This window comes from Streptomyces sp. MNU89, assembly GCF_020982505.1.
GTDB lineage: Bacteria > Actinomycetota > Actinomycetes > Streptomycetales > Streptomycetaceae > Streptomyces > Streptomyces xinghaiensis.
On sequence record NZ_JAJKLL010000001.1, the window covers coordinates 2547865 to 2571859 of the forward strand.

General features: G+C 75.1%; 18 protein-coding genes. 10 read left to right on the forward strand and 8 right to left on the reverse strand.

Annotated elements, in window-relative coordinates:
* Nucleotides 1-64: 64 nt before the first annotated feature.
* Together E4N63_RS10765 and E4N63_RS10770 are read right to left on the reverse strand one after the other, a co-directional pair.
* Nucleotides 65-3538, reverse strand: a complete 3474-nt coding sequence (locus E4N63_RS10765; protein ID WP_230240520.1) for an ATP-dependent DNA helicase — start codon at nt 3536-3538, stop codon at nt 65-67.
* A 210-nt stretch (nt 3539-3748) separates the two neighbouring features.
* Nucleotides 3749-4213, reverse strand: coding sequence for an MGMT family protein (locus E4N63_RS10770; RefSeq protein WP_125623945.1), 465 nt, complete (start codon nt 4211-4213; stop codon nt 3749-3751).
* A 156-nt stretch (nt 4214-4369) separates the two neighbouring features.
* Here E4N63_RS10770 and E4N63_RS10775 point away from each other — a divergent pair, with 156 nt between their 5' ends.
* The 5 genes from E4N63_RS10775 (at nt 4370) to E4N63_RS10795 (ending at nt 12403) form a co-directional block, all read left to right on the forward strand.
* Entirely contained in the window at nt 4370-7156 is a 2787-nt protein-coding gene (locus E4N63_RS10775) for a lysylphosphatidylglycerol synthase transmembrane domain-containing protein (RefSeq protein WP_230240521.1), read from the forward strand.
* A gap of 164 nt (nt 7157-7320) precedes the next feature.
* A complete protein-coding gene (locus tag E4N63_RS10780) occupies nt 7321-7722 on the forward strand; it encodes a molybdopterin-binding protein (protein WP_019710160.1) in 402 nt (133 codons plus the stop codon).
* A gap of 17 nt (nt 7723-7739) precedes the next feature.
* Complete coding sequence (gene modA / locus E4N63_RS10785; RefSeq protein WP_125623943.1) at nt 7740-8546, forward strand: molybdate ABC transporter substrate-binding protein; 807 nt, start codon at nt 7740-7742, stop codon at nt 8544-8546.
* 158 nt (nt 8547-8704) lie between these two features.
* Complete coding sequence (locus E4N63_RS10790) at nt 8705-10708, forward strand: ABC transporter permease (protein WP_230240522.1); 2004 nt, start codon at nt 8705-8707, stop codon at nt 10706-10708.
* Nucleotides 10709-10795: 87 nt separating this feature from the next.
* Nucleotides 10796-12403 carry an alpha/beta hydrolase gene (locus tag E4N63_RS10795; protein ID WP_230240523.1) on the forward strand — a complete coding sequence of 536 codons (1608 nt, stop codon included), beginning with the start codon at nt 10796-10798 and terminating at the stop codon, nt 12401-12403.
* 129 nt (nt 12404-12532) lie between these two features.
* Here E4N63_RS10795 and moeZ read toward each other — a convergent pair whose 3' ends face one another.
* From moeZ to E4N63_RS10820, 5 genes are all read right to left on the reverse strand, one after another.
* A complete protein-coding gene (gene moeZ / locus E4N63_RS10800) occupies nt 12533-13711 on the reverse strand; it encodes an adenylyltransferase/sulfurtransferase MoeZ (protein WP_043470069.1) in 1179 nt (392 codons plus the stop codon).
* Between the two features lie 62 nt (nt 13712-13773).
* Nucleotides 13774-14535, reverse strand: a complete 762-nt coding sequence (locus E4N63_RS10805) for a spherulation-specific family 4 protein (RefSeq protein ID WP_230240524.1) — start codon at nt 14533-14535, stop codon at nt 13774-13776.
* Nucleotides 14523-15470: an NAD(P)-dependent oxidoreductase gene (locus E4N63_RS10810; protein ID WP_230240525.1), complete on the reverse strand. Its 948-nt coding sequence runs from the start codon at nt 15468-15470 to the stop codon at nt 14523-14525. Before E4N63_RS10810 ends, E4N63_RS10805 begins: the two co-directional genes overlap by 13 nt.
* Before the next feature lie 873 nt (nt 15471-16343).
* Nucleotides 16344-17654, reverse strand: coding sequence for a DUF3152 domain-containing protein (locus tag E4N63_RS10815; protein WP_230240526.1), 1311 nt, complete (start codon nt 17652-17654; stop codon nt 16344-16346).
* 245 nt (nt 17655-17899) lie between these two features.
* Nucleotides 17900-18871: an alpha/beta fold hydrolase gene (locus E4N63_RS10820; protein ID WP_125626974.1), complete on the reverse strand. Its 972-nt coding sequence runs from the start codon at nt 18869-18871 to the stop codon at nt 17900-17902.
* Between the two features lie 155 nt (nt 18872-19026).
* Between E4N63_RS10820 and E4N63_RS10825 the strand changes: the two genes are divergently transcribed.
* From E4N63_RS10825 to E4N63_RS10840, 4 genes are all read left to right on the forward strand, one after another.
* Entirely contained in the window at nt 19027-19251 is a 225-nt protein-coding gene (locus E4N63_RS10825; RefSeq protein ID WP_125626975.1) for a hypothetical protein, read from the forward strand.
* Nucleotides 19252-19450: 199 nt separating this feature from the next.
* Complete coding sequence (locus E4N63_RS10830; RefSeq protein WP_125627101.1) at nt 19451-20092, forward strand: TetR/AcrR family transcriptional regulator; 642 nt, start codon at nt 19451-19453, stop codon at nt 20090-20092.
* Nucleotides 20093-20246: 154 nt separating this feature from the next.
* The gene (locus E4N63_RS10835) at nt 20247-20474 is read left to right on the forward strand and encodes a DUF3107 domain-containing protein (protein ID WP_019710171.1); all 228 of its coding nucleotides are present in this window, start codon (nt 20247-20249) and stop codon (nt 20472-20474) included.
* A 210-nt stretch (nt 20475-20684) separates the two neighbouring features.
* On the forward strand, nt 20685-20951 hold the full coding sequence (locus E4N63_RS10840) for a hypothetical protein (RefSeq protein ID WP_019710172.1): 267 nt from the start codon (nt 20685-20687) through the stop codon (nt 20949-20951).
* 56 nt (nt 20952-21007) lie between these two features.
* On the opposite strand, the gene E4N63_RS10845 is transcribed toward E4N63_RS10840, so the two are convergent.
* Nucleotides 21008-21766, reverse strand: a complete 759-nt coding sequence (locus tag E4N63_RS10845; protein WP_125626518.1) for a ferritin-like fold-containing protein — start codon at nt 21764-21766, stop codon at nt 21008-21010.
* 528 nt (nt 21767-22294) lie between these two features.
* Here E4N63_RS10845 and E4N63_RS10850 point away from each other — a divergent pair.
* Entirely contained in the window at nt 22295-23914 is a 1620-nt protein-coding gene (locus E4N63_RS10850; RefSeq protein ID WP_228429980.1) for a DEAD/DEAH box helicase, read from the forward strand.
* Nucleotides 23915-23995 lie beyond the last annotated feature (81 nt).

A 23995-nucleotide genomic window follows, 5' to 3' on the forward strand; every position in this document is an offset into this window, starting at 1 on the left:
GCGCCGGCTCCCGCAGCCTAGCCGTCGCGGGCGGGCCCCGGCCGCCGTTTCCGCGGTACCGGCCTCAGTCCACGACGTGCCGGCCCTCGGGCCGGGCGGAGCAGGAGTTCTGGAAGGCGCAGTGCCCGCAGTGCTGCCCGGTGCTGGGGGTGAAGCGCTCGTCCAGGACCCGGCCGGCCGCGTCGGCGAGCAGCCCGCTCACCCACTCCGCCGGTTCGCCGGCCTCCGTCACCGGCGGCTCCTGCGCCTGGACGGCGGGCAGGGCGTCACCCCCCTCCTTCTTGGGCGCCCCCAGCCGCAGATGGACGAGCTCGGCGCCGCCCGCCTCGGGGGTGCGCCCCCCGAAGACCTCGTCCAGCGCACCCTCGCGCACCGCGAGCTGATAGACGGCCAGCTGCGGATGGCGGGCGACCTCCGGGCCGGCCGGCTTGGACTTGCCGGTCTTGAAGTCGACGACGTAGGCGCGTCCCTCGGCGTCCGCCTCGACCCGGTCCATGCTGCCCCGGATGCGGACGGCGTGGTCGCCCGCCTCCAGCGTCACGTCGAAGTCGTGTTCGCCCGCGACCGGGGTGCGGGCGCCCCGGTCCAGGACGTGCCAGCTGAGGAAGCGCTCCAGCGCCGCACGCGCGTTCTCCTTCTCCTGGCGGGACTTCCAGGGGGCGTCGAAGGCGAGGGAGTCCCAGACGGAGTCCAGCCGCTCCATGAGGACGTCCAGATCGGCGGGGGTGCGGCCGGAGGCCACCTCGTCGGCGAGCACATGGACGACGTTGCCGAAGCCCTGCGCGGCGGTCGACGGCTTGTCCGCCCTGACCTCCCGCCCCAGGAACCACTGGAGAGAACAGGTGTTCACCAGTTGGTCGAGCGCGCTGCCGGAGAGGGCGACGGGCTGGTCCCGGTCGCGCAGCGGGACCCGGTTGTGCGTCGGCTCGTACAGGCCCCACCAGCGGGTGGGGTCCGCGGTGGGCACGAGCGGGCGGCCGTCCTCGTCCCGCAGCGCGGCCAGCCGGGCCAGCCGCTCGGCCGCCGCCTCGCGCAGAGCCGGTGAGGCGGCGGGATCGACGGTGGTGGCCCGCAGCTCGGCGACGAGCGCGGCCACGGACAGCGGGCGCCGCGGGCGCTGGGTGACGTCGACCGGGTCCGTGCCGAGTTCGGTGAGGAAGCGGGAGGGCTGGTCGCCGTCGTCCGCGGGCGCCTTGACGGCGGTGACGACGAGCCGCTCGCGGGCCCGTGTCGCGGCGACGTAGAACAGCCGCCGCTCCTCCGCGAGCAGGGCGCCGGGGGTGAGCGGTTCGGCGATGCCGTCCCGGCCGATCCGGTCGGCCTCCAGCAGGGAGCCGCGGCGGCGCAGATCGGGCCAGAGCCCCTCCTGCACCCCGGCGACGATCACCAGGTGCCACTCCAGGCCCTTGGCCCGGTGCGCCGTCATCAGCCGGACGGCGTCGGGCCGGACGGTGCGGCCGGAGAGCGTGTCGGCGGCGATGTCCTGGGCGTCCAGCTCCTCCAGGAAGTTGAGGGCGCCCCGGCCGCCGATGCGCTCCTCGGCGCGCGCGGCGGTCTCGAACAGCGCGCAGACGGCGTCCAGATCGCGGTCCGCGTTGCGCCCGGCCGCGCCGCCGCGCAGGGCGGCCCGCTCCAGCCGCGACGGCCAGGGGGTGCCGTCCCACAGCTCCCAGAGCGCCTGTTCGGCGGTGCCGCCGCCGGCCAGCAGTTCGCGCGCCTTGCGCAGCAGCGTGCCGAGCCGCTGCGCGCCCCGCGCGTACGCCGGGTCGTGCGCGACGAGCCGCTCCGGTTCGGCGAGGGCCTCGGCGAGCAGGACGTCGGACGGGCGCGGCAGCGGGTTGCCCGCCGCCCGCTCCTCCTCGCGCAGGGCCCGGCCGAGCCGCCGGAGGTCCGTGCTGTCCATGCCGCCCAGCGGGGAGGTGAGCAGGGTGAGGGCGGTCTCGGTGTCGAGCCGGGCGGCCCACGGCTCGGGCTGGAATCCCGGCTCCGGTTCCGGGCCGGCCCCGGCCCGGGCCCCGGCCTCCGGCTCCGCCGGGGCCTGCCCGGCTTCCGTCCGGGCTCCCGCTCCGTCCTCCGCCCCGGCTCCGTCCTCCGCCCCGGCCGCGACGCCGTCGGCCGGCCCGCGGTCCGCGAGGTCCCGCCGGCCGGGGAGCGCGGCCGTGGCCGCCGCGCGCAGCGCCGTCAGCAGCGGTGCCACCGCCGGCTCGTGGCGCAGCGGCAGATCGTCGCCGTCGACCTCCACCGGGACGCCTGCCGAGGTGAGCGCCCGGCGCACGCCCGGAATGGAGCGCCCTCCGGCGCGCACCAGGACGGCCATGTCGCTCCACCGCACGCCGTCCTCCAGGTGTGCGCGGCGCAGGATGTCGGCGATGTTGTCCAGCTCGGCGCCCGCCGTCGGATAGGTGAAGACCTCGGCCCGGCCGCCGTCCCGTACCGGTGCGAGCTCCCGGTGGGCGCGGACGACGTCGGCGGGCAGCCGGGGCAGCGGCATCCGGCGGGTGACGAGGCGGCTCGCCGCGAGCAGGGCGGCACCGGACCGCCGGGAGGTGCGCAGCACGCGCACCGGCGCGGGCCGGCCGTCGGCCCGCGGGAAGGCGTGCGGGAAGCCGAGGATGCCGTTCACGTCGGCGCCGCGGAAGGCGTAGATGGACTGGTCAGGGTCGCCGAAGGCGACCAGGGAGCGGCCCCGGCCCGCCAGCGCGTGCAACAGCCGGACCTGCGCCGCGTCGGTGTCCTGGTACTCGTCGACCAGCACCACGTCGTAGCGTCCGGCGATCTCGGCGGCGACCTCGGGGCGTTCGGCGAGCAGCACGGCCCGGTGCACCAGTTCGGCGTAGTCGAGCACGCCCTGCGCGTCGAGGACGTCGAGGTACTCCGCGAGGAAGGAGGCCGCGGCGCTCCAGTCGGGCCGTCCGGTCCGGGCCGCGAAGGCGCCCAGCGCACCGGGGCCCAGGCCGAGTTCCCGGCTGCGCGCCAGGACGGCGCGGACCTCGTCGGCGAAGCCGCGGGTGGTCAGGCAGGCGCGGAGGTCGTCCGGCCAGCGCACCGCGCCGCGCCCCCCGCGCTCCAGCTCGGTCTGCCCGGCGAGGAGCTCGCGGACGACGACGTCCTGCTCGGGTCCGGACAGCAGCCGCAGGGGATCGGCGAAGAGATCGGCGTCCTGGTGCGCCCGCACCAGCGCGTAACAGTACGAGTGGAAGGTGGTGGCCTGCGGTCCGCCGCCGCCGAGCCGGGCGGCCATCCGGTCGCGCAGTTCGACGGCGGCCTTGCGGCTGAAGGTGAGGACGAGGATGCGCGCCGGGTCGGTGCCGCGGCGCACCCGCTCGGCGACGGTCTCCACGAGGGTGGTGGTCTTGCCGGTGCCGGGCCCGGCGAGCACGAGCAGCGGTCCCCCGCCGTGCTCAACCACGGCGCGCTGGTCCGCGTCCAGGACAGGAGGGGCCACCGGCCCGGGCGGGGTCCGCACGAGCCGGTACGGACCCGCCGGCTGCTGCCGTACCCGCGGGTGCGGGGAGAGGGACGGGAGGGAGGTGCTCACGTGGGTCGCCGGTCCTGGTGGGTGTGCTGGTCGCCGTGTGCCGGGGGGTGCCCGGTGACGGCCGGGTGTGACGGTGGTGCGCGGGTGCCGCCCGTCCGCGGCGGCGGGGGCGCCCCGCTCATGGAAGCACGGGGCGCCGTGCGGCACACCGGTCCGTCCGGGGCCCGGGGAGAACGCGCGGGCGCTTCACGGGGAAGACCCGCGGGCGTTTCACGGGCTGGATGACGGATGCTGTCCGATGTGACTCCTCGCCCCGGCACCGCGCTCCGCGCCGCCCCCCGCACCGCGCGGCGCGGCGCCGTCCCCCGCGGCCGCGCCGGTACCGCCGTCCCAGCGGGCGGCCGCCAGGTCGATTCTCGGGGTCCGGCCGGAGCCGCCCCGGGGCTGCCGCAGGGGGGTGCCCTCGGCGCGGTAGTGGGCGAGGGCCCGTCTCTCGTGCCCGGGCAGCAGCGCTCCGTCGGCGCGCACCACGCGCCACCACGGGACGGCGCCGCCGTAGAGCGCCATGACGCGGCCCACCTGCCGGGGACCGGACTCGCCGAGCCACTCGGCCACGTCGCCGTACGTCATCACGCGGCCGGGCGGGATCAGTTCGGCCGTCGCCAGCACCCGCTCCGCGTACTCGGGCAGGTCCCCCGGTCCGTCCGGGGTGCTCTCTCCACTCATCCGGCCCATCCTGCACCACGGCGCCGACACCGTCCCGGTGCGGCCGCCGGCCGGGTCCCGGGCGGCGCGCCGAGGGGCGTGCGTGGGATTTCCCACGCCTCCGAAATGCGCCCTCCTGCCCCTCGATCGGGCGCAACCGTGACACCATCTTTCGGGCGGTGACTGGTGATACGAGACCAAGAAGAGACGGCAGAGCAGCGGAACGGCCGCGGCCCCGAGGGGGCCGGCAGCTCCGCCGCGCCGCCGCGCCCGGACGTCCCCGCCGGTCACACCGCCGCCGACGGCGCCTTCCCGGCCGACGGCTCCTCCGGTGACCCCTCCTCCGACGGCTCCTCCGGTGACACAGCGGCCGGCCGCGAGCGCGCCGACTCCGGCGCCACCCCCGCGGGGCGGCGCGCCGAGGAGCACACCGACCCCGTCTCCGGGGACGAGCCGCTGCTGCCCGCCCGCGTGCACCGCCCGCCCGACCTCGTACGGCTGCTGGTCGGCGTGCTCGGCATCGCCGTGGTCCTGGCCGTCGCCGCCTTCGCGCACGGGACGACCGAGGGTCTGGAGAAGGACATCGGCAAGGGCACCGGCCAGGCGCCCACCCTCCTGATCAACTTCGCCGGTCTGGCCTCCAGCGTCGCCGTGCTGATCGTGCCGGTGGCCTTCGCCATCGAACGGCTCGCCAAGCGCGACGGGCTGCGCATCGCCGACGGCGTGCTGGCGGCCGTCCTGGCCCACGGCCTCGCGCTCCTCACCGACCTGTGGGTGGCCGAGTCGGCCCCCGGCTCCATCCGCGACGCGCTCACCCAGCAGGCACCCAACGGTGATGTGACCGACCCGGTGCACGGCTATCTGGCGCCCGTCATCGCCTATATGACGGCGGTCGGGATGGCCCGGCGGCCCCGCTGGCGGGTGGTCCTCTGGTTCGTCCTGCTGCTCGACTCGCTGGCGGTGCTCGTCGGCGGCTTCTCGACCCCGTTCTCGATCGTCGTCACCGTGCTGCTGGGCTGGACCGTCGCCTACGGCACGCTCTACGCCGTCGGTTCGCCGAACGTACGGCCGACCGGGCAGACGCTGCTGGCCGGTCTGCGCCGCGTCGGCTTCACCCCCGTCCGCGCCCTGCGCACCGAGGACGACCAGGAGGCGGAGCGGCAGGACCGCGGCCGCAGCTACCTCGTCACCCTGGAGGACGGCCCGCCCCTCGACGTCACCGTCGTCGACCGCGAACAGCAGGCGCAGGGCTTCTTCTACCGGGTCTGGCGCCGGATGGCCCTGCGCGGCATCACCCAGCGCCGCAGCCTCCAGTCGCTCCGCCAGGCACTGGAGCAGGAGGCGCTGCTCGCCTACGCCGCCATCGCGGCCGGCGCCAACGCGCCCCGGCTGATCGCCACCTCGGAGCTCGGCCCGGACGCCGTGATGCTCGTCTACGAGCACACCGGCGGCCGCAGCCTGGACTCCCTGCCCGAGGACGAGATCACCGACGATCTGCTCCACGGCGCCTGGCACCAGGTGCGCGCACTCCAGTCACGGCGGATCGCCCACCGCAGACTCGTCGGCGACGCGATCCTGGTGGACCGCTCGGGCGGGGTGGTCCTCACCGACCTGCGCGGCGGCGAGATCGCCGCGAGCGACCTGGTGCTCCGCATGGACGTGGCCCAGCTGCTGACCACGCTCGGGCTGCGGGTGGGTGCCGAGCGGTCGGTGAGCGCCGCGGTCGCCGTCCTCGGCCCGGACGCCGTCGCCGACAGCCTGCCGCTGCTCCAGCCGATCGCCCTCAGCCGCGCCACCCGCGCCGAACTCCGCAGACGCGCCAAGGACCGGGCGCAGCGGGAGCGGGAGGCGGCAGTGGAGGCGTCCCGGGCCCGGCACGCCGCCGCCCACGGCCCGTCCTCGCTGCTGCCGGACCGCAAGGCCGTACGCGCCGAGAAGCGGGCCGTGGACGAGGCGATCGAGGAGGCCCGCGAGGAGGACCTGCTGGCCCAGATCCGGCGGCAGGTCCTGCTGATCCGCCCGCAGGCCCCGGTCGAGCCGGCCCGGCTGGAACGGATCCGGCCGCGCACCCTCGTCACCTTCATCGCGGGCGCCTTCGCCGCGTACTTCCTGCTCTCCCAGCTCACCCATGTGAGCTTCCGGGACGTCGTCGCCGAGGCCCGCTGGGGCTGGGTGGCGGCGGCCCTCCTCTTCGCGGCGCTCAGCTACCTCGGCGCCACCCTGAACCTCCTCGGCTTCGTCTCGGAGAAGGTGCCCTTCATCCGGACGGTGATGGCCCAGGTCGCCGGCTCCTTCGTGAAGCTGGTCGCCCCGGCCGCCGTCGGCGGGGTGGCGCTCAACACCCGCTTCCTGCAGCGGGCGGGGGTGCGCCCGGGGCTCGCGGTGGCGAGCGTCGGCGCCTCGCAGCTCGTCGGCCTCGGCCTGCACATCCTGCTGCTGGCCACCTTCGGCTATCTCACCGGCACGGAGCGCACTCCGTCGCTCTCGCCCTCCCGCACGGTGATCGCCGGACTGCTGACGGCGGCGGTGCTGACGCTGATCGTCACGGCGGTGCCCGTGCTGCGGAAGTTCGTCTCCACCCGGGTGCGGTCGCTCTTCGCCGGGGTGGTGCCGCGGATGCTCGACATCATGCAGCGTCCGCAGAAGCTGCTCACCGGGATCGGCGGCACGCTGCTGATGCAGCTCGCGTTCGTCATGTGCCTGGATGCCTCGATCCGGGCGTTCGGCGGCGAGCTGAGCTACGCGAGCATCGCCGTCGTCTTCCTCGCCGGCAACGCGCTCGGCTCGGCGGCCCCGACCCCCGGCGGCGTCGGCGCGGTGGAGGCGGCGCTCACGCTGGGCCTCATCGCGGCCGGCCTGCCGAAGGAGATCGCCACCCCCGCGGTGCTGCTCTTCCGGCTGATGACGTTCTGGCTGCCGGTGCTGCCGGGGTGGTTCGCCTTCACGCAGCTCACCCGCAAGGCCGCCATCTAACGGGCCACCGGCCCGCGGCGGCCCGCAGTCTCCCGGGGCGTGGTTCTCCTCGCCCGCCGGGGCCCGCCCCGTACGGCCGCGTCCTGTTCGCGGTGCCGCAGTTGCCGCACTTCGCCCGACCTCTTCCTTGCATGTGCGAGGAAAACATCCGTACAGTGCCGCACATGCGGTCCTACACCATCGGACGGGCGGCCCGGCTGCTCGGCGTCAGTCCCGACACCGTCCGCCGCTGGGCGGACTCCGGCCGGCTCCCCACCCGCCGGGACGGCGCCGGCAAGCGGCTGATCGAGGGCCCGGATCTGGCCGCCTTCTCCGTCGCCCTGGCCGCCGAGGGCCACCCGGGCGACGGCGAGGAGGAGCCGTACACCACCGCCCGCAACGCCTTCCCCGGGATCATCACCTCGGTGAAGACCGGCGATGTCGCCGCGCAGGTGGAGGTGCAGGCCGGTCCGCACCGCCTGGTGTCCCTGCTGACCCGGGAGGCGGTGGAGGAACTGGGGCTGGCCGTCGGGATGGAGGCGGTGGCCCGGGTGAAGTCCACCAACGTCCACATCGATCTCGTCTGAGCCGCGGAGCAGCAGCCATGGACCACAGCAGCTTCGCACCCCGCGCGGTGGCCGTGGCGCGGGCCTCGCCGGCCGCCCTCGCGGCCGCTGTGGTGTTCGCCTCCGCCACCGCCTGCGCCCCGGGCTCCGGCTCCGGCGGCACGGAGGCGGACGGCGGTACGACGGAGCTGACGGTCCTGGCCGCCTCCTCGCTCACCGATGTGTCCGCCCGGCTCGCCACCCGCTACGAGCGGACCCACCAGGGAACCTCCGTGCGCCTCTCCTTCGCCGGTTCGCAGGAACTGGTGTCCCAGGTGCGGCAGGGGCTGCCCGCCGACGTGGTCGTCACCGCCGACACCACCACCATGGACGCGGTGGCGGACGACACGGAGACCCCGGCCGTGATCGCCGGCAACGAACTGGTCATCGCCGTGGCCCCGGGGAACCCCGAGAACGTCCGGGACCTCCGCGATCTGGGGCGGGACGGCCTCAAGGTCGTCCTGGCCGCCCCCGAGGTCCCGGTCGGCCGCTACAGCGAGCGGGTCCTGGACGGGGCGGACGTCACCGTCACCCCCGTCTCCCAGGAACCGAGCACCCGAGCGGTCCTGAGCAAGGTCCGGCTCGGGGAGGCCGACGCCGGCCTCGTCTACCGCACCGACGTCATGAGTGCCGGGGACGCGGTCTCGGCCGTGGACCTGCCCGAGGGCCGGAACGCCGCGGTGTCCTATCCCGCCGCCGCGCTCAGCGGCTCCCGCCACCCCGCCGCGGCCGCCGAGTTCGTCCGCTGGCTCCGCTCGCAGCCGGCCCAGCGCCTGCTGCGCGACGCCGGGTTCACCCGGCCGTGAGCCGCACCGGAACCCCCGGGGCGGTCCCCGGGACAACCCCCGGGGAATGCCCGGGACAGCACGGCGGGAGCTCCGGCGGCACCACCGCCCGGCGCGCCCGGCCCGGAGCGCGGAACCGTCTCCGGCGGCCCGGAGGGCGCCCGCCGCTCGCCCTCGCGGTGCCGGCCGCCCTCGCCGTCGCCTTCCTCCTCGTCCCGCTGGCCGGTGTGCTCGCCGGGACACCCTGGACCGGACTGCCGGAGCGGCTGACCCGGCCCGCCGTCCTGGAGGCGCTGACGCTCTCCCTCGCCGTCTCCGGCTGGGCCCTGCTGCTGTCCCTCGTCCTGGGGGTGCCGCTGGCCTGGCTGCTGGCGCGCGTCCGCTTCCCCGGCCGGAGCCTGGTGCGCGTCCTGGTGATGCTGCCGATGGTCCTGCCGCCCACGGTCGCCGGTGTCGCCCTGCTCCAGGGCTACGGACGCCAGGGCCTGCTCGGCGGCCGGCTGGAGGCGTGGACCGGGCTCAGCCTGCCCTTCTCGACCGCCGGGGCCGTCGTGGCGGCGGCCTTCGTCTCCCTCCCATTCCTTGTGATCAGCCTGGAGGGGGCGCTGTCCGGCCTCCATCCGCGCTACGAGGAGACGGCCGCGTCCCTGGGCGCCCCGCCGCTGCGGGTGTTCGCCACCGTGACCGTGCCGATGGTCGCGCCGGGCCTGCTCGCGGGGGCGGCGCTGTGCTGGGCGCGGGCGCTCGGCGAGTTCGGGGCGACGATCACCTTCGCGGGGAACCTCCCCGGGACGACCCAGACCCTGCCCCTCCAGGTCTACCTCCTGCTCCAGGACGACCCCGAGGGCGCGACGGCGGTCTCCCTTCTGCTGCTCGCCATCGCGACGGCCGTGCTGATCGCGCTGCGCGGCCGCTGGCTGACCGGCCGGCGTCCGGCGGTCTCCGCCCCGGCCGGAGCGGACCACTCCGCGCCTCCGCCCGGCGCGGCGGACGGCGGCACGCGTGCCCCCGCGGACGGCGGCGCGGAGGCGGGCACGGACGGCGGTACGCGGAGCGCCCCGGACCCGGACCCGAACCCAAACCCGAACCCGGGCCCGGGCCCGTCCCCGCCCGCCGCGCCGGACGGCGGACTCCCCCTCACCGCGGAGGTCACCGGCTCCACCCGGGTCTCCCTCGGCGTGCCCGCCGGAACGACCGTCGCCGTCGTCGGTCCCAACGGGGCGGGCAAGACGACCCTGCTGCGCGCCCTCCTCGGGCTCACCCCCCGCGCCCGGGCCGAACAGCTGTTCCTCGGCGACCGCGATGTCTCCGCACTCCCCCCGCACCGCCGCGGCGTCGCCTGGGTACCGCAGGACGGCGCCCTCTTCCCGCATCTCTCGGCCCTCGCCAACACCGCCTACGGCGCGCGCGCCCAGGGCGTGAGCCGGGCGGTCGCACGCCGGGAGGCCCAGCGGTGGCTCGACCGGCTCGCTGTGGGCGGGCTGGCGCACCGGCGGCCCGGGGAACTCTCCGGCGGCCAGGCGCAGCGCGTCGCCCTCGCCCGGGCCCTGGCAGCGCGCCCCCGGCTGCTGCTCCTGGACGAGCCGCTCGCCGCGCTCGACCAGACCACCCGGGCCGCGGTGCGCCACACCCTGCGCACCCATCTGGCCGGCTTCCCCGGCGTCTGCCTGATCGTCACGCACGATCCGGTCGAGGCGGTCTCGCTCGCCGGACGGGTGCTCGTCCTGGAGGAGGGCCGGGCCGTGCAGTACGCGGCGCCGGCGGAGGTCTCCCGCCATCCGCGGTCCCCGTGGGTGGCGCGGATGCTCGGCCGGAACGCGTGGCCGGGCACCACCGCGGCGGCGGACGGCGCCGGTGCGGCCGCTGTCCTGCACCTCGACGGCGGCGGACGCCTGGTGGCCGCCGACCCGCTGCCGCCGGCGGGCAGCCGGGCGCTGGCCGTGGTGGGTCCCGAGGCCGTGTCCCTCCACACCCGGCGGCCGTCCGGCAGTCCGCGCAACGTCTGGCGGGGCACGGTACGGGAGATCGGCGCGCAGGGCGGGCGGCTGCGGGTGCTGATCGACGCGGAACCGGACGTCGTCGCCGAGATCACCCCGCAGGCGGCGGCCGATCTGGCACTCGGCGAGGGCTCCCCGGTCTGGGTCGGGGTCAAGGCCACAGAAGTCACTTTCGTCACCCTCTGACAGACCCAGGGCCTACGATGTTGCGTCGTCGTTCCTCTCACGTCGAGCGCCCCCGAGCCGACGGTTGCCAGGCGAAGTGGAGCCCACATGTCCAGAACCGTCCGGGCCGGGGCGCTGGCCGCCGTCGCGCTGCTGCTGGCCGCCACCACGGCCGCGTGCGGGGACAAGGAGAAGGGGAAGGAGAGCGCGCCCGGGAAGGCCGCCGTGTCCGCCTCCCCCGGCACGGACGGCGGGGAACCGCCCTCCCTGCCCGCCGCGTTGACCGGCCAGAAGCCGCGCTGGAAGGAGTGCGAGGCACCGGCCGCGGAGCTCGGCTCCTCGGCCCGGGCCCCCGGGGCCCGCTGGCAGTGCGCCACGGTCGAGGCACCGCTGGACTACGCCGACCCGGACGGCGACACCCTCGGCATCGCCCTGATCCGCGCCCGGGCCACCGACCGCGGGGAGCGGATCGGCTCACTCCTGCTCAACTTCGGCGGCCCCGGCAACTCCGGGGTGGCCAGCCTCCCCGGCTGGGGCACCGTCTTCGACGACCTGAACTCCCGGTACGACCTGGTGGGCTTCGACCCGCGCGGCGTCGCCGGGAGTTCCGGGGTGGTCTGCCGGGACAGCGAGGCGATGGAGGCCGCGGCGTCCCGGCTCGACCACACGCCGGACGACGCGGCGGAGGAGAAGGCGTTCCTGGCCGACGCCAAGGACTTCGCGGCCGGCTGCGAGCGCCGGTCCGGCACGGTGCTGCCCCACGTCGGCACCGAGAGCGCGGCCCGCGACCTGGACCTGCTCCGCGCGGTCCTCGGTGACGACAAGCTCCACTACCTCGGCTTCTCCTACGGAACCCGGCTCGGCGCCGTCTACGCCCACCTCTTCCCGCGGCGGGTGGGGCGGCTGGTGCTCGACGCGGTGAGCGACCCCTCCGCGGACGACGTGCGGCACGCGCGCAACCAGACCACCGGCTTCCAGCGGGCGCTGGACAACTACCTCGCCGACTGCGCCGCACAGGGCGCGGCCTGCCCGGCCGGCAGCGATCCGGCGGCCGGTGCCGAGAAGATCGCCGGACTGCTGCGCCGGCTGGACCGCGATCCGCTCCCGGCCTCCGGCGGACGCGAGCTGACCGAGTCCCTGGCCCGCACCGGCATCGTCCGCGCCCTCTACACCGAGCAGTTGTGGGAACAGCTGACCGGCGCCCTGCGGGAAGCGTTCGAAGCGGGCACCGGCAGCCGGCTGCTCACCCTGGCCGACGCCTACAACGACCGGGACGAGAACGGCCGGTACAGCAGCCAGAGCCACTCCCAGCGGGCCATATCCTGCGCCGACTCCGCCGACCGGATGAGTCTCGGCGAGGCCCGGGAACTCCTGCCGGAGTTCCGCGAACTCTCCCCGGTCTTCGGGGAGTTCCTGGCCTGGGACCTGGCCGGCTGGTGCGCCGGCTGGCCGGTGCGGGAGGACGCGGGCCGCCCGGAGGTGAGCGCGGAGGGCGCCGATCCGATCCTGGTGGTCGGCACCACCGGCGACCCGGCGACGCCCTACGAGGGCGCGAAGATCATGGCCGACGGGCTCGGCGAGGGCGTGGGCATCCATCTGACGTACGAGGGCGAGGGCCACGGCGCGTACAGCTCGGGGAACGCCTGTATGAAGGAGACCGTCGACGCCTACTTCCTCGACGGCGAGGTCCCCGAGGACGGCACGACCTGCTCCTGAGCCCCGCGCGCCGGACGGGCCCGGGGCCCGGACGGCGCCCCCGGACACGCGGGAAGGCCCCTCGCGCATCGCTCGGTGCGCGAGGGGCCTTCCGCGGACCCGTGCCGGCCGGACCGCCGGCACCGCCGGTCAGTAGACCGGCTTGTCCGGCTCTATCTGGTGGACCCAGCCGATCACGCCGCCGCCGACGTGAACGGCGTCCGAGAAGCCCGCGTTCTTCAGGACCGCGAGGACTTCCGCGGAGCGGACACCCGTCTTGCAGTGCAAGACGATCTTCCGGTCCTGGGGCAGGTCCTGAAGAGCGGTGCCCATCAGGAACTCGTTCTTGGGGATCAGCCGCGCGCCGGGGATCGAGACGATCTCGTACTCGTTGGGCTCCCGGACGTCGATGATGTCGATCTTCTCATCGCTGTCGATCCACTCCTTGAGCTGCGCCGGAGTGATCGTGGAGCCCGCCGCCGCCTCCTGGGCCTCCTCGGAGACGACACCGCAGAAGGCCTCGTAGTCGATGAGCTCGGTGACGGTCGGGTTCTCGCCGCAGACCGCGCAGTTCGGGTCCTTGCGGACCTTGACCTGCCGGTACGTCATCTCCAGGGCGTCGTAGATCATCAGCCGGCCGAGCAGCGGCTCGCCGATGCCGGCCAGCAGCTTGATCGCCTCGGTGGTCTGGATCGACCCGATCGACGCGCAGAGCACGCCGAGCACGCCGCCCTCGGCGCAGGACGGGACCATGCCCGGCGGCGGGGGCTCCGGGTAGAGGCAGCGGTAGCACGGCCCGTGCTCGCTCCAGAAGACCGAGGCCTGGCCGTCGAAGCGGTAGATCGAACCCCAGACGTACGGCTTGTTCAGCAGCACGCAGGCGTCGTTCACCAGATAGCGGGTGGCGAAGTTGTCCGTGCCGTCCACGATCAGGTCGTACTCGGCGAAGATCTCCATCACATTGGAGCTGTCCAGCCGCTCCGCGTGGATCCGGACATCGACGTAGGGGTTGATGCCCAGGATGGTGTCCCGGGCGGACTCCGCCTTGGGCCGGCCGATGTCGGCCTGGCTGTGGATGACCTGGCGCTGCAGGTTGGACTCGTCCACCTCGTCGAACTCGACGATGCCGAGGGTTCCCACGCCCGCGGCGGCGAGGTACATCAGGGTCGGCGAGCCCAGCCCTCCGGCCCCGACGGCCAGCACCTTGGCGTTCTTGAGCCGCTTCTGCCCGTCCATCCCGACGTCCGGGATGATCAGGTGGCGGGAGTACCTGCGGACCTCGTCGACGGTGAGCTCGGCGGCCGGCTCGACCAGGGGTGGCAGCGACACGGGGACTCCGTTGGTCGTTAAGAGGACAGTTGGTTCTCTCCGTAACACTGCCACGCCCCTTCTCATTCCGAGACACGCGTTCCGATCCGCGAGACGAATTCGTCCCAGTACCCGGGCAGCGTTTCCCAGGGGCACCCGCCGTCGCCGCGGTCGGTCCGGTCCGTGAAGTAGACGGTCCCGGCCCCCAGCCAACGGGCGGTCCGCAGCGCCTGTTCCAGATGGCCGCGCGGCAGGCAGTGGACCAGGTGGCAGAACCGCTCCGGAGGGTACTCCGCCGTCCACTCCGGCGCCTGTGACCAGCGGTACTCCGCCCACGGCCCGGCGAAGGTCACCAGCTGGCAGCCCGGGATCTCCGCGAAGCCGGGGTCCGGGTGCAGCCCGTGCTCCAGCACCAGATGCGCGTCCTGCCGCAGCGCCAGCAGGGCGTCCGCGAGGCGGCGGACCCCGTCGAGGGCGGCGTACAGGCCCGGGCAGCGGCGCAGATAGAAGCCGTCCGTCCGGTACCACTCGGTGAAACGCCGCGCGTCCCGGACGATCTCGCCGAACGGCCGGGTGCCGTGGCCCAGGTCCAGCAGGCCGAGGACCCGCACCCCGCCGTTCCGCAGCCGTCCGGCCGCCTCCAGGCAGCGCGGGTCGGGCAGCGCGCCCGGCCCGCGCGCGACGTCGAGGACCGCCCAGTCCAGCGGGGTGTGCGGACGGGTGAGAGCCGCCCACTCCGCGGGGGCGAGCAGCGGATGCGCGCAGCCGGGCACGCCGACGCCCGGCCGGGCGGCCGCTGCCTCTCTCACCTCCCGGCGGGGGCCGCTCCGGGTCAGAGACGACATGCCGCCTCCATCCAGATGTCGGCCAGCGACTCCTCCAGACCGATCCGGGGCCGCCAGCCGAGGCGGTCGCGGGCGGTGCGCACGTCCGCCTGCTGCCAGGCGCCGCAGCCGTCGGGGTACGGATGCGGGGGCGGCGGCGGCTGCTCCCCCGTCCCGCCTCCGCCGGGCCCGCGCTGAGACGCGATGTCCAGCTCGCGGACAGCCCCGCCGAATCCGGCCACCCGCGCGAGCACTCCGGCCACGTCCCGCAGACGTACGGCCCGTCCGGTCCCGATGTTGACGACGCCCTGGGCGGCCGACAGGGAGGCCGCGTGCACGGCGCGCGCCACGTCCCGTACGTCCACGAAGTCGCGCTGCACGCCGAGGCCGCCGACCCTGAGTTCGGTGTCGCCCGACTGGAGGGCGCGCCGCATGGCCTCGGCCAGCCGGCCGAGCGGCGAGCCCGCCGGCGTGCCGGGCCCGGCCGGCGAGAACACCCGCAGCACCACGGCGTCCAGGTCCGAGCCGAGGACCAGTTCGGTCGCCGCCAGCTTGCTCACCCCGTACGGCCCGCCGGGGCGCGGCACCGCGTCCTCGGCCGTGGAGGAGCCGGACTGCGCGGGCCCGTACTCCGAGGCGCAGCCCACCTGCACCAGCCGGGCGCCACAGCGGCTGCGGCGCAGTGCCTCGCAGATCGTCGCCACGGCGACGGTGTTGTGCCGGGTCAGCTCCCGGGCACCGCCGCGGGTGGTTCCCGCGCAGTTGACGACCACACCGGGGTGCACCGCGTCCAGGAAGCGGGCCAGCGCGCCGGGGCTGCCGCCGGCCAGGTCGAAGCGGACATCGGCGTCGTCGCCCCGGCCGAGCGCGGTGAGCTGCGCGGCGGGGTCCGCGAGCAGCCGTTCGGCGACATGCCGTCCGATGAAGCCGTTGGCACCGATCAGCAGCACCCTCATCGCCCGCCCTCCCGCTTCCGGCCGGCGAGGTCGCCGGTGCGGCGGGACGGACCCGGGGCGCCGGTACGGAAGTCGCGTGACGTCATGTCTCGTTCTCCTTGCGATTCGGGAAGGGCGGAGCCCGGTTCCGTGCGGGAACCGGCGGGGCGGCCGGGATGGGGCCGCCGGGTGCGCCGCGGCGGGGGTCGCGGCGGGTGGACGGGAGGGAGCCGGTGGTGTTCTCCGGCCGTGACGGTCTGCCGGGGATCAGCGCACCCGGTGGGCGGGCGGGGCCCGGCGGCGGGGACGGCGGCGGCGGAGCGGAACGTTCCGCCTCCGCCCGGGAGGCCCTGCCGCGGAGGCCGGCGGGGGGTGCCGCGGCACAGCCCGCGCCCCGCGAACCCGGGGCGCCCCGGGACACCTCTGTCTCACGGGTCGCATACGGACCCACACGTTCCGTGAATACGTCAACACGCACGAGTGCACCACCTGTCTCCGCACAGGCCGTCCGGCGGACAGCGGCACGACCGTACGAGGCCGCCGGGCGGCCCGACGGACGGTTGTCCGCAGCACCACCAAAAGGGGTGAATGCTCGTGACTTTTCAGGCTCGGAGGCGTTGCGTGATCATCCGCCCCGGCGCCGGGCGGCTGTCACCGGGCCTCACTCGGCCCGCCGCACGTCCGGGAGCAGCAGGCCGCGCGCCCGGGAGCGGCAGGCCGCGCGCCCGGGAGCGGCAGGCAGGGGCGTGGCACCGGCGCACGCCACGGCGCACCGGCAGCCGCCCCGCCACCGCCCGGCAGGAGGCGGGGCGGTGGCGGGGCAGTGGCGGCGTGACAGGCGGACGGGCCACGGGCGACGGTGAAGCGGCGCCCCGGGCCCGGGCGGCCCGGAGGCTACGGGAACGGCCAGGCGTTCGGCCGGCAGGTGATGCCGGCCGAGGAGAGCGATTTGGTCTGCTGCATCATCACCGGCGCCAACGCGCCCTGCGCGGTGCAGGACCGGTGGTTCAGGCCGAGCCGGTGGCCCACCTCGTGGTTGATCAGCATCTGGCGGTACCCGGCGATGTCGTCGCCGAAGGTCTTCGACCCCCGCGCCCAGCGGTAGGCGTTGATCAGCACCCGCGGGGTGGACGCCGAGTCGCAGGAAACGTTGTCCACGGTGGTGTCGAGTCCGGACTTGGCGCACCAGACCCCGGTCGTCCCGGGGCTGGCCAGCGTGATCACGAAGTCCGCGTCGGCGCCGGTCACCCGGTCGAAGGTGCGGGCCCCGCCCCGGGACCAGCTCCGCTCGTCGTTGAGGGTGCGGTGGACGGCCTCGGCGAAGAGGTCGCCGTCCAGCGGAAGGTCCTTCTCGACGTCGACGCGGTAGCGCACCACCTGCCCCTTGCCGGTGCCCTCCGCCGGACTGCCGACGGTCCGGAAGGCGCCGGGGCCGGCGAGCTGCGGGTCGAGGGTGTCCTTGCGCGCCATCCGGTCCGCGTACGACAGCCGTTGCGGCTTCCGGACCACGCCACCGGGCTGTTCCACCGCCTTGCGGTCGTCGGAGCGGGAGAGCCCCGCGCCGTCGTCACGCTGTCCGCCGCCGAGCACCGGGGCGGCATCGGTGTTCGGGCCGCCGTCGGCGACCTGTCCCGCCACGACGATCGCCAGCACGGTCGTCACGGCGGCCGCCGCGACCCCGGTGAAGGCGCGGCCCCTGCCGCCCTTCTCCGCGGTCTCACCGGTCCCGGAGTGGCGGGCCTGGCGGTCGGGGTCGTCACCGCCGCCCGTGCCCCCGGGCCGCCCCGTCGCCGTCCTCCGGCGGTTCGCCGCCCGCCGCCGAGGGCTCGGGTCCCCGGCCGCGGCCGCCGTCCGGACCACCGGGCCGCGGCCGGGCGGGCGGCGCGGGGTACGGGCCGGGAACACCCCGTCGTCGAACGCCTCGACGAAGTCCTGCCGGGGCCTCGGCACGGTCCCGGACGCCGGCTGCAGTGGCGGGGCGACACCCGTGGCGTACGGCGCCGGGCGCGCGGTCGCGGCGCCCCAGCCGCCGCCGGCCTCGTACTGCTGGGGGTGCCCGCCGCGGACCCGGGGCGTGCCGTGCGGCGGTGTCCCGTGGGCGGGAATGCCGTGCGGCGGGGTGCCGGACGCCGGGGTGCCGTGGGCGGATGTCCCGTGCGGGGGCGTCCCGTACGCGGGCGTGCCCCGGGGCGGGGTGCCGTACACCGGGGTGCCCCGCGCCGGAGTGCCCTGGGGAGGCGTGCCGTACGGGCCGTCCTGCGGCCGCGGGGCCCTGGGCGCCCGGGGGCGCTCGTACGGTGCGCCGGGAGCCGTCGCCGCGGCCGGCCCGCGCCGGCCCGCGCCGGGAGCGGCGGGTGTTCCGGTGGCGGCCGGCGCGTCCAATCCGGGGGATCCGGTGTCCCCGGCCGGCTCGGTGCGGCTCCGACGGCTATGACGTCCCACGCGTCGCTTCAGCTCCTGCCCGCATCAGCGGTCGTCTCGTGCAGCAGTTCGCGGAAGGCCCGCGCCACCGCCTCCGGGTATTCCATCATTGCTACGTGTCCGGCCTCCGGCAGAGCGAGAAGCCGGGAGTCGCGGAAGGCCGAGGACGCCCGGCGGGCCATCCGGAAGGATACGAGCCGGTCGCGACCGCCGTAGACGAGCAGGGTCGGTGCGAGCACCCGCTCGGCCTGCCGCCACAGAGAGTGTTGCCCGCCGAGGGTGTACGCGTCCACCACACCCCGGGCCGAGCGTGTCATCACGTCCCAGAAATACGGCAGTCCGAGACGCCGCTCGTACTCCGCGACGGCGGCGCGGAATCCGTCGGCGTCCACGCGCGCCGGGTCTCCGTAGCAGAGCGTGAGCACTTCGCGGGTGCGCCGCTCGGCCGTCCAGTCCCTGGTCACGCGGCTGAACAGGGCGGCCGCGCCGGGCACCGCGAGCAGTCCGGTCGGGACGGCGGAGAGCTGGGGGCGCCGCTCGGGCAGCGCGGGCGAGACCAGGGTGAGGGTGCGCACCAGGTCGGGACGGACCGCCGCGACGCGGGTGACGACGGCTCCCCCGAGGGAATTCCCGAACAGATGGACGGGGCCGCGGCGGGAGGAGTCCAGCAGCCGTATGACGGCGCGGGCGTGCCCGGATATCGAGTAGTTGCCGTCATCGGGCGGCGGGGAGAAGCCGAAGCCCGGGAGGTCCACCGCCTCCGCGTCCAGATGCCCCGTCAACTCCCGCATCAGGGCGGACCAGTTGGCGGAGGAGCCGCCGAGCCCGTGGACGTACAGCGCGGGCGGCAGCCCTTCGCGCGCGGGCGGCCGGGTACGGACGGCGAGGGTCAGCCCGGGCAGGGCGACGGTCCGCAGTTCCTCACCGGGGACGACCGCGGCCCCGTGCGCCCCGGTCACCTCGGCCGCGGCGCGGGCCCACGGCAGTTCGGTCGACGACATGCCGCAATGTTACGAGACGATCACACCCCCTCCCGTGTGTCCGCCGTCACAGACCGCGCCGGGTCCGCATAGCGGGGGACCGCCGCTGCTCCTAGGCTCGGTACGGGGAGCTCGGGTTCGGTGTAAGAGCGCTCGGCCTGGAAAGGGAAACACGCATGTCAGCAGATCCCACAGAACCGGACACCTTCGAGGACGAGACCGGCCCCGGCGAGGAGGAGCCCGACATCGAGACCCCCGAGGCGGACGCCGCCGAACAGCGCGCCGAACTCCTGGAGCAGGAGGACTCCCCGCTGCCCGACCACGTCCCCGACGCCGCCAACCCGGCCGACGCCGTGGAGCAGGCCCGGGTGGTGGAGATCGACGAGGAGGACTACCGCTGAGCCACCCGGTAGCCGCACCCAGGGAACGGGGGCGCCGGAGCCGGGAGCCGGCCGGCCACCGGGGCGATTCGCCCCTTATCACCGCAATGCCCTGTCCGGTCGGTGAAATTGTCGGTCGGCACCGCGCACAGCCGGGTTACCCGAAAGTACGATGGCGGCGCGGTGCTCACCGTGCACGGAACGATTCTTGGGAGGCGGCGTGACAGCCATCGAGCAGACCGAGGCGCGCCCGCGGGGCACGCGCCTGCCACGCCGAGCCCGTCGCAACCAGCTCCTGGGGGCCGCCCAGGAGGTCTTCGTGGCCCAGGGGTACCACGCCGCGGCGATGGACGACATCGCCGAGCGCGCGGGGGTCAGCAAGCCGGTGCTCTACCAGCACTTCCCCGGCAAGCTCGATCTCTACCTCGCCCTGCTGGACCAGCACTGCGACGCCCTCCTGGACTCCGTCCGCACGGCTCTGGCCTCCACCTCCGACAACAAGCTGCGCGTCGAGGCCACCATCGACGCCTACTTCGCGTACGTCGAGAACAAGGGCGGCGCCTTCCGGCTGGTCTTCGAGTCGGACCTCACCAACGAGCCGGCCGTCGCCGAGCGCGTCGAGCGCGTCAGCCTGGAGAGCGCCAAGGCCGTCAGCGAAGTGATCGCCGAGGACACCGACCTGCCGTCCGAGGAAGCGATGCTGCTCGCCGTCGGCATGTGCGGCATGGCCCAGATCACCGCCCGCTACTGGCTCGGCTCGGGCCAGCAGGTGCCGCGCGACGCCGCGGCCAAGCTGATCTCCTCGCTCTCCTGGCGCGGTATCGCCGGCTTCCCGCTGCACGGCTCGAACCAGCAGGACTGATCCGGCGCCGTCCCGTGTTCGCCGCAAGCGTGCGGCCGTACACGGGTACGGGTCCCGGACGGGGCTAATCTTGCCTGCGTACGGCGCGGCAGGCCGCGCACCCTTCCCCGGGCCCGTTCGCCGGGGAAACCGAAAACGTCGGAGGGACATAGCCGTGGAGGTCAAGATCGGTGTGCAGCACACGCCTCGGGAGATCGTTCTCGAGAGCGCGCAGACTGCCGACGAGGTCGAGCGTGCGGTGGCGGACGCGCTCGCCGGCAAGGCACAGCTGCTGACCCTGGTCGACGAGCACGGCCGCAAGGTTCTGGTGCCGTCCGAGAAGCTCGCCTATGTGGAGATCGGCGAGCAGGCGGTCCGCAAGGTCGGCTTCGGCGCCCTGTAGACCGGGACAGACCCGCAGCACACCGCACGCGCGGCGGCCCGGTGGTCCGCGGACCACCGGGCCGCCGCGCGTCCGCGTACCGGGGCCCGGCCGGAACCACCGGAACCACCCACCGGCCCCGGAGGATTACCGTCCGGAGGCGCGGGGTACGACGCAGCAGGGGCCGGCGCCGCGCCGTCCGCCGGCCACGGAAACGGGAGGGACGCTGCGATGCTGTGGGAAGCCCTGGGATCGGTTCTGATCGGCCTCGCCGTCGCCTCCGCCGGGGTGCGGTGGCTGTCCGGCCGGCTCCCGGCCTCGCCGCTGGTGTACGCCACCGGCCCCGTCGCCGCCCTCTTCGGCTGCCTCATCACGCGCACGGTGGTGGGGCCGGACCACGCCCTCGCGAGCCTGACCGGGGCGCTCGTGGTCGCCGCCGCGCTGCTGTCGCTGCTGGTCCGCAGGCCGGGGCGGATGCGCCGGTCGGCCGCGGCCTGACGGTCCCGCCCGACTGCCCGCCCGCCCCGGCCTTCCGGCCCCGCACCCGCGCGCCCTCAGGCCGCGAGACCCAGCGCCGCCATCCGCTTGGTGTGCGCCTCCGTGATCCGGGAGAACATCCGCCCCACCTCGGCCAGGTCGAAGCCGTCCGCGAGACCGCCGACCAGCATCGTGGAGAGGGCGTCCCGCTCCGCGACCACCCGCTGCGCCTGGCTGAGCGCCTCGCCCATCAGCCGCCGCGCCCAGAGCGCCAGCCGCCCGCCGACCCGCGGCTCGGCCTCGATGGCGGCCCGCACCCGCTCCACCGCGAAACTCGCGTGCCCGGTGTCGTCGAGGACCTGCAGCATCAGATCCCGGGTGTCGGAGTCCAGCCGGGCGGCCACCTCCCGGTAGAAGTCACTGGCGATGGAGTCGCCGACGTACGCCTTGACCAGGCCCTCCAGCCAGTCCGAGGGGGCGGTCTGGCGGTGGAAGCCGTCCAGGGCCGCGGCGAAGGGCTCCATGGCCGTCTTCGGCTCCGCGTCGATCGCGCTCAGCCGGTCCCGCAGCCGCTCGAAGTGGTGGAACTCGGCGGAGGCCATCTTCGCCAGCTCCGCCTTGTCCTCCAGGGTCGGCGCCATCTTGGCGTCCTCGGCCAGCCGCTCGAAGGCGGCGAGCTCGCCGTACGCCAGGGCGCCCAGCAGATCCACCACGGCCGCCCGGTACTGCGGGTCGGCGGATGCCTCGGCCCAGTTCTGGGCGGCGATCCCGGTGTGCTGCTCGGCAGGGTCGGTGGTTGCGTCGGGGGTCTCGTCGGGCGTCTCCATGCAGCGCACAATAGTCCGCCCGTGGCGGCCCGGAAGGGGCCGGCCGACCCCTTCCGTACGGCCCGGGAGCGAGAAGGACCCAATACAAATGCGCGATTCCGGGGTACAGTGGTATTGCGCCCGCCGAATACCGGCGGGTCCGTCGCATGTGGAGCAAGTGGAGTCCTCCCCCAGGAGTCCGTCGCATGTGGAGTCACCTGAGGCACATCCCTCAGCACCCCAGCGGATGCCCGGTCGGTTGGCCGATCGGCTTCCAACCCCGACCGCCCTCCCGCGGTGCGTACCACCGTACGGACCGCACATGAGGGAACCGCTCGTGACGCGAGCGCGTGATGCGGAGGCAGTGGTCCCGCACTGTCCGGCAGGTCCTGGTGACCGGCCGATGAACCGGCGCGGTACTGACCCCCTCCGCCGCCTCGTGTCGCGTCTCACAGAAGAGGCAAGACCCTGACTACGTTCCGAGACATCGGGATCCTTCCCGAGACCGCCGAGGCCCTTGAGGCCGTCGGCATCACGTCCCCCTTCCCGATCCAGGAGATGACCCTCCCCGTCGCGCTCTCCGGATCCGACGTCATCGGCCAGGCCAAGACCGGCACCGGCAAGACGCTCGGCTTCGGCCTGCCGATCCTGGAGCGCGTGACCGTCCCCGCCGACGTCGAGGCCGGCCGTGCCGAGGCCGGACAGCTGACCGACGCCCCGCAGGCGCTCGTGGTCGTCCCCACCCGCGAGCTGTGCCAGCAGGTCACCAACGACCTGCTCACCGCGGGCAAGGTCCGCAACGTGCGCGTCGTCGCCATCTACGGCGGCCGCGCGTACGAGCCGCAGGTCGAGGCGCTCAAGAAGGGCGTCGACGTCGTCGTCGGCACCCCGGGCCGGCTGCTCGACCTGGCGGGCCAGCGGAAGCTGGACCTCTCCGCCGTCCGCGTGCTCGTCCTCGACGAGGCCGACGAGATGCTCGACCTGGGCTTCCTGCCGGACGTGGAGCGGATCATCCAGCTGCTGCCGGCCAAGCGGCAGACCATGCTGTTCTCGGCCACCATGCCGGGCCAGGTCATCTCCCTCGCCCGGCGCTACATGTCGCAGCCCACGCACATCAGCGCGACCACCCCGGACGACGCGGGCCAGACGGTGGCCAACACCGAGCAGTTCGTCTACCGCGCGCACTCCATGGACAAGCCGGAGATGGTCTCCCGCATCCTCCAGGCCGAGGGCCGCGGGCTCACGATGATCTTCTGCCGCACGAAGCGGACGGCCGCCGACATCGCCGATCAGCTCGCCCGGCGGGGCTTCGCCTCCGGCGCCGTCCACGGAGACCTCGGCCAGGGAGCGCGCGAGCAGGCGCTGCGCGCCTTCCGCAACGGCAAGGTCGATGTGCTGGTCTGCACCGACGTCGCCGCGCGCGGTATCGACGTCGAGAACGTCACCCACGTCATCAACTACCAGTCGCCGGAGGACGAGAAGACCTACCTGCACCGCATCGGCCGCACCGGCCGCGCGGGCAAGTCGGGCATCGCCGTCACCCTCGTCGACTGGGACGACATCCCGCGCTGGAAGCTGATCAACAAGGCGCTGGACCTGCCGTTCGACGACCCGGAGGAGACCTACTCCACCTCCGAGCACCTGTACGAGCAGCTGAACATCCCCGAGGGCACCACCGGCGTCCTGCCGCGGGCCGAGCGGACCCGTGCCGGTCTCGGCGCCGAGGAGATCGAGGACCTCGGTGAGACCGGTGGCCGCGGCCGCCGCGGCACCGGCGGACGCGGCGGGGCACCGGCGGCCAAGGAGGAGGAGCGCCCGCGGCGCACCCGCACTCCGCGCGCCCGCCGTCGCACCCGGGCCGGCGAGTCGCTGGCCGGCGAGACCGGCGCCGCGGAGCAGGCCGTCGCCACGGCCGAGGGCGCGGCCCCGGGCGGAGCCTCCGGTTCCGTTCCGGACGGCGCCGACGCCACCGCGCCGCGGACCCCGCGCCGCCGCCGTCGCACCCGTTCGGGCGCCGCGGCCAAGCCGGAGGCCACGGCGCCGGCCCCGGAGGGGCAGCGGGAATCGTCGCAGGGTCACGGCGAGGGCCCGGGCGGAGGCGAGGCCAAGCCGGCCCGCCGCCGCCGTCGTACCCGCGCCGGTTCGTCCGCCTCCGCCGAGGCTCCCCCGGAGAGCTGACCCGCACCACCGCACGGCCCCACGGCCCGGTCCTCCGCTCGGCGGGGAGCCGGGCCGTCCGGCTCTGCCCGGGGCCGGCGG